Source organism: Caballeronia sp. M23-90 (assembly GCF_053574605.1).
Window position 1 is genome coordinate 1 of sequence record NZ_JBSIPA010000141.1, and the last position, 13,627, is coordinate 13,627.

13 protein-coding genes and 1 pseudogene are annotated in these 13,627 nt (G+C 60.2%); 11 read left to right on the forward strand and 3 right to left on the reverse strand.

What is annotated here, in order from left to right; genetic code table 11:
- Positions 1-189 (forward strand): annotated as a pseudogene (locus ACRXB1_RS15800) (hypothetical protein); the annotation flags it as partial.
- 43 nt (positions 190-232) lie between these two features.
- Here the strand turns inward: ACRXB1_RS15800 and ACRXB1_RS15805 are convergent.
- Positions 233-1,153, reverse strand: coding sequence for a fimbrial protein (locus ACRXB1_RS15805; RefSeq protein WP_449492507.1), 921 nt, complete (start codon positions 1,151-1,153; stop codon positions 233-235).
- Between the two features lie 605 nt (positions 1,154-1,758).
- Here ACRXB1_RS15805 and alaS point away from each other — a divergent pair.
- The 10 genes from alaS (at position 1,759) to ACRXB1_RS15855 (ending at position 11,745) form a co-directional block, all read left to right on the forward strand.
- Positions 1,759-4,383, forward strand: a complete 2,625-nt coding sequence (alaS, locus tag ACRXB1_RS15810; RefSeq protein ID WP_449492508.1) for an alanine--tRNA ligase — start codon at positions 1,759-1,761, stop codon at positions 4,381-4,383.
- Positions 4,384-4,587: 204 nt separating this feature from the next.
- Complete coding sequence (locus ACRXB1_RS15815; protein WP_372237029.1) at positions 4,588-4,776, forward strand: hypothetical protein; 189 nt, start codon at positions 4,588-4,590, stop codon at positions 4,774-4,776.
- Between the two features lie 120 nt (positions 4,777-4,896).
- Positions 4,897-5,931: a threonine aldolase family protein gene (locus tag ACRXB1_RS15820; protein ID WP_174364421.1), complete on the forward strand. Its 1,035-nt coding sequence runs from the start codon at positions 4,897-4,899 to the stop codon at positions 5,929-5,931.
- 25 nt (positions 5,932-5,956) lie between these two features.
- Entirely contained in the window at positions 5,957-6,487 is a 531-nt protein-coding gene (locus ACRXB1_RS15825; protein WP_449492509.1) for an NUDIX domain-containing protein, read from the forward strand.
- Positions 6,488-6,602: 115 nt separating this feature from the next.
- Positions 6,603-7,757, forward strand: coding sequence for an iron-containing alcohol dehydrogenase (locus tag ACRXB1_RS15830; protein WP_075357118.1), 1,155 nt, complete (start codon positions 6,603-6,605; stop codon positions 7,755-7,757).
- A 3-nt stretch (positions 7,758-7,760) separates the two neighbouring features.
- Positions 7,761-8,198 (forward strand): acyl-CoA thioesterase, encoded by a 438-nt coding sequence (locus tag ACRXB1_RS15835; protein WP_062167161.1) that lies wholly within the window; start codon positions 7,761-7,763, stop codon positions 8,196-8,198.
- Positions 8,199-8,221: 23 nt separating this feature from the next.
- Positions 8,222-9,163 carry a branched-chain amino acid ABC transporter permease gene (locus ACRXB1_RS15840; protein WP_449492514.1) on the forward strand — a complete coding sequence of 314 codons (942 nt, stop codon included), beginning with the start codon at positions 8,222-8,224 and terminating at the stop codon, positions 9,161-9,163.
- Positions 9,156-10,310: a branched-chain amino acid ABC transporter permease gene (locus tag ACRXB1_RS15845; RefSeq protein WP_449492510.1), complete on the forward strand. Its 1,155-nt coding sequence runs from the start codon at positions 9,156-9,158 to the stop codon at positions 10,308-10,310. The genes ACRXB1_RS15840 and ACRXB1_RS15845 overlap by 8 nt, the downstream gene beginning before the upstream one ends.
- On the forward strand, positions 10,307-11,044 hold the full coding sequence (locus tag ACRXB1_RS15850; protein WP_449492511.1) for an ABC transporter ATP-binding protein: 738 nt from the start codon (positions 10,307-10,309) through the stop codon (positions 11,042-11,044). Before ACRXB1_RS15845 ends, ACRXB1_RS15850 begins: the two co-directional genes overlap by 4 nt.
- A complete protein-coding gene (locus ACRXB1_RS15855; protein ID WP_449492512.1) occupies positions 11,041-11,745 on the forward strand; it encodes an ABC transporter ATP-binding protein in 705 nt (234 codons plus the stop codon). Before ACRXB1_RS15850 ends, ACRXB1_RS15855 begins: the two co-directional genes overlap by 4 nt.
- Before the next feature lie 4 nt (positions 11,746-11,749).
- Here ACRXB1_RS15855 and iolB read toward each other — a convergent pair whose 3' ends face one another.
- Positions 11,750-12,559: a 5-deoxy-glucuronate isomerase gene (gene iolB / locus ACRXB1_RS15860; RefSeq protein ID WP_061999880.1), complete on the reverse strand. Its 810-nt coding sequence runs from the start codon at positions 12,557-12,559 to the stop codon at positions 11,750-11,752.
- Entirely contained in the window at positions 12,556-13,461 is a 906-nt protein-coding gene (gene iolE / locus ACRXB1_RS15865) for a myo-inosose-2 dehydratase (protein ID WP_449492513.1), read from the reverse strand. The genes iolB and iolE overlap by 4 nt, the downstream gene beginning before the upstream one ends.
- Positions 13,462-13,627: the final 166 nt, after the last annotated feature.

Consider the following 13,627-nt stretch of genomic DNA (forward strand, 5'->3'; position numbering starts at 1 on the left):
AAGAAGGCGGCCGACACGGTCAAGGCAAGCATGATGGCCGGCTCCTTCGTGATCTTCAAAGGGCCGATCAAGGACAACAAGGGCGGGGTCGCTATAGCCGCCGGCACGAGTCATCCGCAAACGGACTGGTCGGGGCGGGCGTGCGGTAAAACTTTGTCGGCTCGACAAAGCCGTTTTCACGGCTCGTGAGATCTACCGACGATGCAGATTCCCGCCAGTGGCGCGCTCATTGTTATGACATGGTGAATGTCGCGTAGGCTTTTGCACTTCCGGGGACCATTGTTCCCGTTCGAACGTAACGGCCCACCAGCGGGATGCTATAGGCGCCCGATACCGACAGCGGCACGATGACAAACTGATTTGCCGCGCCCGGTACGGCTGAGTCGGGACCGAATGCGATCGGGACGCCGCCGTTCACGATCTGGTAGCCGACTCCCGACGCCGTGGAGTCGTGTCCCAGCGACAGCGTGGTTGACGTGTTGTTGGGCTGGGATGCGTCGGTGATGGTCATGGCGACTTTGACGCCGGCCGCGCAATTGAGTCCCATGTTGAACGTGGTGTCGCCATAAGTGGAATTTACCGTGGGCAGATCACGCGTGTGGGCGCGCGGCATGTCGACGTTTATCGACGGCGTGGTGACAGTGCAGGTTTGCACACCGACCTCGAACGGCGTGAACTGGATGGTGGCGACCAGTAGCTGATCGAGCGTGAACGTTGCGGAAGTTGTTGCGGCAACCGTACCTGAGCTTGGACCGACTCCGGTGGGCTGCGTACGGACTATTTCAACGCCATAGTATGAGTTGCTGTAATTCCATGAACCCACCCAGTTGCCCGTAATTCCAGGCCCGAAATAACTTCCGCGATTCCCGTTGTTGCCTTCGTAAAAACGTATGCCGATCCCATCGATATTGGTAGCGTAAGTAAAAACGTTATTAGTCGACGATATCAGCGTAGAGCCGGTGACAGACTTCAGATAAATGCCAGGGGCCGCGCACCATGCGTAAAGGCCGCTGACGGGTATGGTCGGGACTTCGCCTTTGTAAAGCACGGTGCCGACCGGGACATCTCGCGAAAGGCTCTGCGGTGGAATGGTGATCGTATAAACGTGGGCAGTTTGAGGATCCGCGAAGGAGCAGGATGCGTCCGCATCCAAGCTGGCAGCGCCCAACCCCAGCAGGCATGCCGCACTGGCGAGGACCTTGCAGATTTTGTTCCGTGGATGCATTGAACGCGTTTCTTTGAATGATTGAGTGCTTATTAACGTTACGCACTATCTGCGTGGTCTTCGCAACTGAGTATATATTTTCATATAATCGCTGCCATTAGATACACCAGGTGCCAGTTTTAGAGGTGGAAGTGAAATTGTATTCCGGTGTAGCCGCATCGTCGGCGAAAATTTTAATTCGCTAGACGACAATTATGCATTGCTCCGCGGTATCGGAATTTTTATTTGTTTTTATAAAGAAGTTAATGGTTATTTTGATTATGGCTGATGCCGAACCATGATCACGGTCTGTAATCGGAATTGGCGTTGAACAGTGGCTGGTCTGCAGTCCATGCGCGAGCACTGCGCACGTAGATTCGTTGCGCGGACGTCCCGTCCGGAGAAATCAACACGCGCACATCACCATCGTCCGCCGCCACGGGCAGAATCCATCGCCAAACCCCGTATAATCGACAATCCCAATCTGGCTCCCGGCGCCGCGCACAAGCTACGAACGCGCGTCGCCACCGCACACAAAAGCAGACCCGCACGCCATGAAAGCCGCCGACATCCGCGAGAAATTCCTCAAGTTCTTTGAATCGAAGGGCCACACGATCGTCCGCTCGTCGAGCCTCGTGCCCGGCAACGATCCCACGCTGTTGTTCACGAACTCCGGCATGGTCCAGTTCAAGGACGTGTTCCTCGGCACCGAATCGCGCCCGTATTCACGCGCGACCACGTCCCAGCGCAGCGTACGCGCAGGCGGCAAGCACAACGACCTCGAAAACGTCGGCTATACGGCCCGTCATCACACGTTCTTCGAGATGCTCGGCAACTTCTCGTTTGGCGACTATTTCAAGCGCGATGCCATCCACTATTGCTGGGAACTGCTGACGAAAGTCTACGGCTTGCCGCCGGAAAAGCTCACCGTCACGGTCTACCAGGAAGACGACGAAGCGTTCGCCATCTGGGAAAACGAAATCGGCGTGCCGAAGGAGCGGATCATCCGTATCGGTGACAACAAGGGTGCGCGCTACGCATCGGATAATTTCTGGACCATGGGCGATACCGGCCCCTGCGGCCCTTGTTCTGAAGTGTTCTACGACCACGGCCCGGAAGTGTGGGGCGGCCCGCCGGGATCTGCGGAAGAGGACGGCGACCGCTTCATAGAGATCTGGAATCTCGTGTTCATGCAGTTCAATCGTGATGCCCAGGGCAACATGACGAAGCTGCCGAAGCAGAGCGTCGATACCGGCATGGGCCTCGAACGCCTTGCCGCCGTGCTCCAGCATGTGCACAGCAACTACGAGATCGACCTGTTCCAGGCGCTCATCAAGGCTGCATCCCGCGAAACCGGTACGCCGGACCTCACGAACAATTCGCTGAAGGTGATCGCCGACCATATTCGCGCGTGTTCGTTCTTGATCGTCGATGGCGTGATCCCCGGCAACGAAGGCCGCGGTTATGTGCTGCGCCGTATCGTGCGCCGCGCGATCCGCCACGGCTACAAGCTCGGCCGCAAGGGCGCGTTTTTCCACAAGCTCGTGGCAGATCTGGTCGAGGAAATGGGCGCGGCTTACCCGGAACTGAAAGAAGCGCAGACGCGCGTCACGAACGTGCTGAAACAGGAAGAGGAACGGTTCTTCGAAACCATCGAACACGGCATGGCGATGCTCGAAACAGCACTCGCCGAACTCGATGCCAAAGGCTCGAAGCAACTCGACGGCGAGCTCGCGTTCAAGCTGCACGACACGTTCGGCTTCCCACTGGACCTGACGGCGGACGTATGCCGCGAACGCGGCATCACGGTCGACGAAACCGCGTTCGACGAAGCCATGGCCCGTCAACGCGAACAGGCCCGTTCGGCCGGCAAGTTCAAGTCGGCGCAAGGTCTGGAATATGCGGGCGAGAAGACCACGTTCCATGGCTACGAGAACGAGTTCTTCGATGACGCGAAGATCGTCGCAATCTACTTGGACGGGGCATCGGTTAAAGAAGCACACGCCGGCCAGCAAGCCATCGTCGTGCTGGATCACACGCCGTTCTACGCGGAATCGGGCGGTCAGGCCGGCGACCAGGGCGTGCTCGCTAACGCCGCGGTGCGCTTCGCCGTCGCCGATACGTTGAAAGTGCAATCGGACGTGGTCGGTCATCACGGTTCGGTCGAGCAAGGCACGCTGAAAGTGGGCGACGTGGTGAAGGCCGAGATCGACACGACCCGCCGTCTGCGCACAGCGCGCAATCACTCGGCGACGCACTTGATGCACCGGGCGTTGCGCGAAGTGCTTGGCGGTCACGTGCAGCAAAAGGGTTCGCTGGTCGATCCCGACAAGACCCGATTCGACTTCGCACACAACGCCCCCATGACCGACGAGCAGATTCGTCGCGTGGAAGAAATCGTGAACGCGGAAGTGCTGGCGAACGCGCCGGGCATCGTGCGTGTCATGCCCTACGACGAAGCGGTGAAGGGCGGCGCAATGGCGCTCTTCGGCGAGAAATATGGCGACGTGGTGCGTGTGCTGGATCTCGGCTTTTCGCGTGAGTTGTGCGGCGGTACCCACGTGAATCGCACGGGCGATATCGGCCTGTTCAAGATCGTGATGGAAGGCGGCGTGGCAGCCGGCATTCGCCGCGTGGAAGCCATTACCGGCGACAACGCTGTGCGTTTCGTGCAGGACCTCGATGCGCGGATCAACGCGGCATCGGCGGTATTGAAGGCGCAGCCGTCGGAGCTGACCCAGCGCATCATGCAGGTTCAGGAGCACGTGAAGTCGCTGGAAAAGGAACTCGGCGCGCTGAAGTCCAAGCTGGCATCGAGCCAGGGCGACGAACTGGTGTCGCAGGCAGTCGAGATCGGCGGCGTACATGTCCTGGCTGCGCAGTTGCCGGGCGCGGACGGCAAGACATTGCGCGAAACCGTCGATAAATTGAAGGACAAGCTGAAGAACGCGGCGATAGTCCTGGCTGCCGTCGATGGCAACAAGGTCAGCCTGATTGCAGGCGTGACGGCGGAGGCATCGAAGAAAGTGAAAGCGGGCGATCTCGTGAACTTCGTCGCACAGCAAGTGGGTGGCAAGGGCGGCGGGCGGCCGGATATGGCGCAGGCTGGCGGCACCGAGCCGCAGAACTTGGCAGCAGCGCTCGCCGGTGTCAACGAGTGGGTGAAGGGGAAGCTCTAAAGCTGTCTCTGAACCAGGGTCAAAAGCCCGTCGTGTAATCAACACGACGGGCTTTTTCCATTCGGGGCGAACTATTGCAAGCCGATCGACAGGTACGGACCTTGCGGTTCTTCGGCTAGCGCGGACACGAAGTCCCGCGCATCGACTACAAAAAGGAACACGTTCATGAACAAGAAATTTGTCTCGCTCGCACTCGCATCCTCAATGCTTTTCACCACCGGCGCGGTCTATGCGAAGGGCTGTCTCGAAGGCGCGGCGGTCGGCGGCGTGGCCGGCCACGTAGCGGGTAAGCACGGCGTGGTGGGCGCGGCAGGCGGCTGTGCGATCGGCCATCACGAGGCTAACAAGAAGGACAAGCAAGCCGCGGCAGCGAGCCAACCCGCCGCGAAGTAATCAGATTAATCTGTAGAAGGGCAATGAGGTCCGCGGCATCGTCTTATTGACGTCTCCGCGGATTCGGACATGAACCGCTAAAATGACGGCCACGTCCATATTGCCCTGGCTCCAGACCGCATGCAACATTTTGCCTCCGATAACTACGCCGGTATTTGCCCCGAAGCGCTAGCAGCGCTGATCGATGCCAACAATAGCGGCCACGAGCCCGCTTACGGCGACGATTCCTGGACGCAAGGCGTCTGCGATCGCATCCGCGATCTTTTCCAGACGGACTGCGAAGTCTTTTTCGTGTTCAACGGCACGGCAGCCAATTCACTGGCGCTCGCGTCGCTCTGCCAGTCCTACCATTCGGTGATTTGCCACGAACTCGCGCACATCGAAACCGATGAATGCGGCGGCCCTGAATTTTTCTCCGGCGGCTCGAAACTGCTGACCGCGCCGGGTATTGATGGAAAGCTGACGCCGGATGCCATCGAAGCAATCGTCACGCGCCGCGCCGATATCCACTACCCGAAGCCCAAGGTCGTCACGCTCACGCAGTCCACCGAAGTGGGCACCGTGTATAGCGTCGAGGAGATCCGTGCGATCGCGGCGATTGCCAAGCGCCGGCATCTGAAAGTGCATATGGACGGCGCGCGTTTTGCGAATGCGGTGGCGTCGCTGAACGTGCACCCGTCGGAAATCACGTGGCGCGCGGGCGTAGACGTGCTGTGTTTCGGCGGCACGAAAAACGGCTTGCCGGTCGGCGAGGCGGTGATTTTCTTCGATAAGGCCCTGGCCGTCGATTTTGCCTACAGGCTCAAGCAGGCGGGGCAACTGGCATCGAAGATGCGATTTATTTCGGCGCCGTGGCTCGGCCTTCTGAACAACGATGTCTGGCTGCGCAACGCCCGCCATGCCAATTCAATGGCGCAGTTGATGGCCGACCGGCTTGCGGATATAGAAGACGTCAAGGTGATGTTCAAGCCGCAGTCCAACGCCGTGTTCGCCGAACTGCCGCCACATGTGGCGCAGGCGCTGCGCAACAAGGGCTGGAAGTTCTATCAGTTCATCGGCTCGGGTGGCTGCAGGCTGATGTGCGCGTGGGACACCCTGCCGGAAACGGTGGAACAGTTCACCGCTGAAATCCGCGCGCTTTGCGCCGCGCGTTGAACGCTCGACTTCCCGGAATTTGACCATGATCGAATACCATTTCTGTCCGCGCGATGCGAATAAGCTGGTCGAACGTGCCGATGCCGCCCACGAAGGCGGCCGCGTGCGGCTGGCGTGCCCGGACCCGGAATGCGGTTTCGTTCACTGGAACAATCCGCTGCCGGTGGTTGCGGCCATCGTGGAGTACGAGGGCAAGATCCTGCTCGCGCGCAATGCGGCATGGCCTGAAGGCATGTTCGCGCTGATCACGGGTTTTCTCGAAAACGGTGAGACGCCGGAGGAAGGGATTGCGAGAGAAGTGCTGGAGGAGACGGCGCTCGTCGCGCAATCGGTGGAGCTGGTCGGCGTGTACGAATTCATCCGCAAGAATGAGCTGATCATTGCGTACCACGTGAAGGCGAACGGGACGATCGCGTTATCGCCGGAATTGCTCGAATACCGGCTGGTCGAGCCGGCGAAGCTCAGACCGTGGCGCGCGGGAACGGGACACGCAGTGGCGGAGTGGATGCGCCGTCGCGGGCTCGTGGTCGAGTATGTGGACCGGCCGGGACAATAGTCCTGCGAGCGGTGCCGCCAAGGATCGTGACATTTTGTGCCATCGACGGACTCGATTGACGGCGTCTCCCGGCACTCCTAACATGCCTGACGCAGACTAAAAACGGGGACACGTCATGGCTTTCATCTTTTATCTCACGCACATTCATCTCGGCTTCGATGCGCTTGCGTCACTCGACGGCGAATGCGCGCGCACCGGCATCAGGCGGCCGCTGATCATCACGGACAAGGGCGTGCTCGCCGCCGGCCTCGTCTCGCAGACCGTCCAGGCAATGACGCTCGACGCCGGCGCGGTTCCCATCTTCGACGAAACCCCGTCGAATCCGACCGAAGCCATGGTGATGAAAGCCGCCGCGCTCTACAAGAGTGAGAAATGCGATGGCCTGATCGCGGTGGGCGGCGGATCGGCTATCGACCTGGCGAAGGGCGTGGCGATCGCCGCGACGCATCCTGGCACGCTGACCGAATACGCGACCATCGAAGGTGGCAGCAACAAGATCACGGCGGACGCCGCGCCGCTGATCGCGGTGCCGACCACGTCGGGCACCGGCAGCGAAGTGGCGCGCGGCGCAATCATCATTCTCGACGACGGCCGCAAGCTCGGCTTCCATTCGTGGCATCTGCTGCCGAAATCGGCGATCTGCGATCCATCGCTGACGCTTGGACTTCCGCCCATGCTGACCGCGGCGACCGGCATGGACGCGATCGCGCATTGCATCGAAACGTTTCTTGCCTCCGCGTTCAATCCTCCCGCCGACGGCATTGCGCTCGACGGGCTGGAACGCGCGTGGGCAAATATTGAAAAGGCGACGCACGACGGGCAGGATCGAAATGCGCGCCTGAACATGATGAGCGCATCCATGCAAGGCGCGATGGCGTTCCAGAAGGGCCTGGGATGCGTGCATTCGCTCTCGCATCCAATGGGCGGACTGGTCGTGAACGGGCGCACCGGCTTGCATCACGGCACGCTGAACGCGGTGGTCCTGCCGGCCGTGCTGCGCTTTAACGAAAGCGCGCCGAGCGTGGTTGCCGAGAACCGCTTCGCACGCATGCGCCGCGTGATGAACCTCCCCGCCAACGCAGATATCGCTCAGGCCGTTCACGACATGACGGAGCGTCTTGGCTTGCCGACGCGCCTGTCGCAAATGGGCGTGGAAGAAGGCATGTTCGACAAGATCATCAAGGGCGCGCTTGCTGATCATTGCCACAAGACGAATCCGCGCGAGGCGAGTGCGGAGGATTATCGGCGCATGTTGCAGGAGTCGTTCTGATTCATGACGCGACCTGTACCCACGAAGCGCGCGGATTATCCGCATTTTCTTTCGATCAACACGCGCTGGTCCGACAACGACATGTACGGCCACGTGAACAACGTGGTGTATTACAGCTACTTCGATACGGTGGTGAACGAGTATCTGATTCGCGAAGGCGCGCTCGATCTGGAGGCCGGCAAGACCATCGGCCTCGTGGTCGAGACGCATTGCAGCTACTTCGCGTCACTGGCGTTTCCTGATCGCATCGATGCCGGTTTGCGCGTCACGCGGCTCGGTTCAACGAGCGTGCGGTATGAAGTCGGCATCTTCAGCGCCGGGTCGGAGCAGCCGGCCGCGCAAGGGCATTTCGTGCACGTCTACGTGGATCGCGATACCCGCCGTCCGGTGCCATTGCCCGAAGCGCTCGTGGCGGCGCTCAAGCCGCTCGTGAACGGGTAGGAGCGCGCCGCGTGAACACGTTCATTCAGTGGTTCGCGATCAACCTTCTGAATGGAGTGAGCGTCGGGTTGTTGTTGTTCATGCTGTCGGCGGGACTCACGCTCATCTTCAGCATGATGGGCGTGCTCAACTTCGCTCACGCGAGCTTCTACATGCTCGGCGCGTATGTTGGTTACGCACTCGCGGCAAGATTTGGCTTCTGGTTTGCGTTGCTTCTTTCGCCGTTGGTTGTCGGTGCGCTCGGCGCCTTGTTCGAGCGCTTCCTGCTGCGGCGAATCCAAACGCGCGGCGCGCTCGCCGAGTTGTTGCTGACATTCGGCGCGGCGTATCTGATTGCTGAAGCCGTCAAGCTCGTCTGGGGCCTCGCACCGTTCAACGCTGTTGTTCCTCCATCCCTGGATGGCCCCCTCTTCACGCTCTTCGGCGCAGCGTTCCCGCGTTATCGGGCGTTCATGATGTTCGTGTCCTTCGCGATGCTCGTAGCGTTGTATGTGGTGCTGCGGGTATCGCGGATAGGACTTGTCGTGCGGGCCGCGATCACGCATGCGTCGACGGTCGAGACGCTCGGGCATGACGTGCCGCGCGTTTTCACACTTGTGTTTGCCGCAGGCACGGCGCTCGCCGCGCTCGCCGGCGTGATCGGTGCGCCGTTGTTCGTGATCGAACCTTCAATGGCCGAGAACATCGGGCCGATCGTGTTTGTAGTCGTTGTCGTCGGCGGCCTTGGATCGATCGGCGGGGCGCTCGTGGCATCGATTTTGATCGGTTGCGTGCAGACGTTTGCTGTTGGAACGAACATGTCGCTCGGCGGTGTCGCAAACTTCTTAGGCGCCACGCTGCCGGCTGCATGGGCCGCGTTGAGCGTCGCGCAGATCGCGCCTTTGTTGCCGTACGTATTGCTCGTCGCCATGCTCGCATTGCGGCCACGCGGACTCTTCGGACAGCGCGGCGATGACGATGCTTGAGCTCAGACGTGTAACGCCGTGGTTGTTGCTTGTGGCCGGTCTCGCGTTGCCGCCTGTGTTCAGCTCGCAAAGCTGGCTGCTTGCGTACCTCGCTCAAACGGCGACCCTGATCGTGTTTGCACTGTCATTCAATCTGCTGCTCGGCGAGACGGGATTGCTGTCGTTTGGTCACGCCATATATGCCGGCCTCGGCGCATTCGCCACCGCGCAAATCTTCAATCGATACCCCTTGCCACTGCCGCTATTACCTTTGATAAGCGGCCTTGCAGCGGCGCTTGTCGGTATCGTGTCCGGCTTCTTCTCCACGCGCCGCGCGGGCACCACGTTCGCGATGATCACGCTGGGTATCGGTGAACTGGTTGCGGCGGCCGTGTGGCTCGTGCCGGACTGGTTCGGCGGCGAGAGCGGGGTTTCCATCGATCGTGCAAGCGGACCGGCAATTTTGGGGCTGAGCTTTGGGCCTGCGATTCAGGCTTATGCGTTGATCGCCGTCTGGTGCGTGCTCGCATGCCTCGCAATGTTCGTGTTTTCGCGCACTCCGTTCGTACGCGTGGCGAATGCTGTCCGCGATAACCCCGTGCGCGCCGCGGCCATCGGTTTCGATCCACGGCGCGTGCGCTTCGTCATGGTGATCGTGGCCGCGTTTTTTGCAGGCGTGGCAGGCGGTCTGGGGCTGATCAACGTGGAACTGGCATCGGCGGAAGGGGTGGGGCTGCCGCGCTCGGCAAGCGTGCTGATTGCTGTCGTTATTGGCGGCACGGGGATGTTTTTCGGGCCGGTGCTGGGAGCCGTCTTGCTCACGTTTTTCAGCGTGGCTGTGGCAAGCGTGTCCCCTGCATGGGTGGCATATCTCGGGCTGTTTTTTGTGTGGACCGTGGTGGCGGCGCCGACGGGTCTGGCGGGCTTGATGACAGGAAGATCACGGAATCATCCTGCTCTCGCTTTATGTGCTTCAGTTGCCTGGCTCATGGCTATTGTCACCGCGACCGAACTCGCCTACGCACTTCAGTTCGATACCCACGGCGATGGCCTCGCGCACGTCGCAGGCTTGCGCCTCGATGGTCACAGTGTCGGTCCCTGGGGCTTCGCGTTATTCAGCGCCATGGTCGCGTTGCTGCTCACAAGAAAATCCCGGAACGCACAGTGACTACCGCGCTCGAACTGAGGCAAATCACAAAGCGTTTCGGTGCCACCGAAATTCTCCGAGGCGTGGATCTCACCGTTCGCCAGGGCGAACGTCATGCGTTGATCGGTCCGAACGGCGCGGGTAAATCGACGTTGTTCGATATCATCGCAGGGCGCACATTGCCCTCGAGCGGCCATGTGATGCTGAACGGCACGGATGTGACGGGATTACCGGCTCACCGGTTGGGACGCAAGGGCCTCGCGCGCAGCTTCCAGACTTCAAGCGTATTCACCGGCCTGAGCGTATGGGACAATATTCGATGTGCAGTGCTTGGTTCTCACGCGTCGTGGTCGGCGAGATGGTTCGGATCGAACGTGATTGATCGCGAGACTCAACGTGTTATCGAAGCGATTGGTTTGACCGAGCGCAGCAGCGAGCCGGCCTCGAATCTTGGCTATGCAGCGTTGCGCGCGCTCGATCTCGGCCTGGCGCTGGCATCGGATGCATCGACCTTACTTCTCGACGAACCCACCGCGGGCATGAACCGTTTGGAAGCGGCGCAGGCCCTTTCATTGATCCGCGAGACCACGAAGGGCAAGACCTTGCTGATCGTCGAGCATGATATGGAAGCTGTGTTCGCACTTGCCGATCGTATTTCGGTGCTCGTGCAAGGCCGCGTGATCGCGACCGGAACGCCCGATGAAATCGCCGCAGACCCGGGCGTTCGTTCCGCATATCTCGGTGACGAACCATGACCGCGTTGCTGGAAATCGACGAACTCAACGCGTGGTACGGTTCAAGTCATGTGCTGCATGGCGTAAGCTTGCGCATCGGCGAAGGCGAGGTCGTCGTGCTCGCGGGGCGCAACGGGTCGGGACGTTCGACGCTTGCAAAAGCGCTGATGGGTCTCGTGCATGCGGAGGGCGCGGCGAATTTCCGCGGGGTATCGCTGATAGGGAAGCGGCCTTACGCAATCGCGCGGATGGGCATGGGTTATGTACCCGAACAACGCGATATATTTCCGACATTGAGCGTCCGCGAGAATTTGTTGCTCGGCATGAAGCGCGGTGGATCGCATTTTGGCGTGGCCGAAGCCGAACGAATTTTCCCGATACTGCACGAACGCAAGGCTGTGAAAGCCGGCCTGCTCTCCGGCGGCGAGCAACAGATGCTCGCGCTCGCCCGTACCTTGATGGGCGATCCGTCGCTTGTCATTATCGATGAACCCACGGAAGGCCTCGCGCCGCAAATCGTGAAACAGGTCGCAGCCTGTCTGAAGAGCTTGCAAACTCGCGGTGTGGCGATCCTGCTGATCGAACAGCGCATGACGATGGCACGTGAACTGGCAACCCGCGTCGCGGTGATGGGACACGGCAAGATCGTCTTCGATGACACCCCCGACGCGCTCGCCGCGAACGAGCGCATCACGCGCGAATGGCTTTCTGTCGGCGTTTGAAGAATCAGGAAGCCTTGCTGTCGCGCTCCGCGATCCACTCGTGCTTCGGATCGTTCTTGAAGTGCCAGGTGCGTTTGTCGCCGGCCATCACGTTCAAATAATAGTTATCGTAACCATACGGCACCACGACCGGATGATAACCACGCGGCACCATGACCACGTCGTGATCTTCCACGGCCATGGTTTCGTCGAGATCGCGCTCGTCGGTATAGACGCGCTGAAAGGCAAACCCCTGCGGCGGATTCAGCCGATGGTAGTAAGTCTCTTCAAGCGAACTCTCCACCGGCACGTTGTCCTTGTCATGCTTGTGCGGCGGATAGCTCGATGCATGTCCGCCCGGCGTCTTCACCTCGACCACAAGCAGACCTTCTGCGGGTTCGGTTTGCGGAAGAATGTCGCACACGTACCGCGTATTCGCGCCTTTGCCGCGCGTCGAGCGTTTCATCTGCGAAGGCTCGATAAGCCGCGGCGGATATTTTCCCGTAGCGGGCGCGCTCGCCACGCCGATCTCGGCATCGCGATCCGCACGCACAATGGCGGCGAGTTTCGGCGGCAAATACACGGCGTAGGGCGCGGTGTCCTCGAACACGCTGTCACGTGAACCAATCTTCTCCCACTTGTGTTCGCCAGCTTCAATGCTCACCGTTCCAGACAACACGACGATACAGACCTCGCGCTTTGCCTCATGCACATGGACGATATCGCCGGTTTCCAGCCGATAAGCGGCGAACCCCACATGCTTCCATAACGCAGTTTCCGGTGTGACACGCGCGATGGTCTGACCTTCGCGCGATGCCTTGACGAGCAGACTCATGCTGCCTCCTGAAGTTGTTGATCAACGAGCGCACGTAGCGTCTTGTAGCCTTTCTCGGCGTACGTATAGCTCGTTGCTATGACCGGGTCCTGTTCGGCTTCGACCACGAGCCAGCCGCCATACCCGTGCCGTTTCAATCGCGCGATGATCGACGGGAAATCGACGGCACCATCGCCGGGCACGGTGAACGCGCCGTTGATGACCGAGTCGAGGAAACTCCAGTTGCGATTGCGCGCGAGCTTGATGATTTCCGGCCGCACGTCCTTGCAATGTACGTGACAAACGCGGCCGATGTGTTTGTCGAGCATGACAATCGGATCGCCGCCCGCAAACGTGATATGTCCTGCATCAAACAGCAGGCCGACGGAATCGTTGGTCAGGCTCATCAGCCGGTCCACGTCAGCGGGCGTCTCCACGTACGCGCCCATATGATGGTGGTAAGCAACACGAACACCTTTGGACAAGGTGTATTCGGCGAATGTGTTGAGGCGTTTGGCGTATTCGTTCCAGCGGTCATCGGAGAAAAAACGCGGGCGTTGATAGAGCGGTCGCGGCAAACCCTGGATCGAGTCCGCCACTTCGCCGTAGACCATCACCGTTGCGCCGTTTTTCGCAAGCAGGTCGAGATGCGGGCCTGCGGCTGCGATCTCTTCTTCCGCGCTGCGCTCCGCAAGGCGACCGGAATACCAGCCGGAGACGAGCGCCAGATCGTACTCGGCCAACAGCTTTTTCAACGCTTCCGGTTCACGCGGAAACTTGTTGCCAAGCTCGAAGCCTTCATAGCCGATCTTCTTTCCTTCGGTCAACGCAACGCTCAACGGCGTCTCGCCGCCCAGCGAGGGAAGGTCGTCGTTCATCCACGAAAGCGGATTGATACCGATCCGTACATCGAAGGTGCTCATCTGTTATTCCTTCGTGCGCTTCGAACGCGCCGTGAGTTTGTGTTCGTAGTCCGCGCGCGCCGAGCGCACCGCTTCACGCGATGACACTTCAGGCACCGCGACTTCCCACCACCAGCCGCCTTCTTCAGTCGGGCGCGCCGGGTCGGTGTCGATGCTGACCAGATAC

Bases quoted from the DNA above. Each gene is read 5' to 3' on its own strand.
- ACRXB1_RS15825 (WP_449492509.1), top strand. From the start codon at position 5,957: ATGATCGAATACCATTTCTGTCCGCGCGATGCGAATAAGCTGGTCGAA.
- ACRXB1_RS15845 (WP_449492510.1), top strand. From the start codon at position 9,156: ATGCTTGAGCTCAGACGTGTAACGCCGTGGTTGTTGCTTGTGGCCGGT.
- ACRXB1_RS15815 (WP_372237029.1), top strand. From the start codon at position 4,588: ATGCTTTTCACCACCGGCGCGGTCTATGCGAAGGGCTGTCTCGAAGGC.
- iolE (WP_449492513.1), bottom strand. From the start codon at position 13,461: ATGAGCACCTTCGATGTACGGATCGGTATCAATCCGCTTTCGTGGATG.
- alaS (WP_449492508.1), top strand. From the start codon at position 1,759: ATGAAAGCCGCCGACATCCGCGAGAAATTCCTCAAGTTCTTTGAATCG.
- ACRXB1_RS15820 (WP_174364421.1), top strand. From the start codon at position 4,897: ATGCAACATTTTGCCTCCGATAACTACGCCGGTATTTGCCCCGAAGCG.
- ACRXB1_RS15855 (WP_449492512.1), top strand. From the start codon at position 11,041: ATGACCGCGTTGCTGGAAATCGACGAACTCAACGCGTGGTACGGTTCA.
- iolB (WP_061999880.1), bottom strand. From the start codon at position 12,559: ATGAGTCTGCTCGTCAAGGCATCGCGCGAAGGTCAGACCATCGCGCGT.
- ACRXB1_RS15830 (WP_075357118.1), top strand. From the start codon at position 6,603: ATGGCTTTCATCTTTTATCTCACGCACATTCATCTCGGCTTCGATGCG.
- ACRXB1_RS15835 (WP_062167161.1), top strand. From the start codon at position 7,761: ATGACGCGACCTGTACCCACGAAGCGCGCGGATTATCCGCATTTTCTT.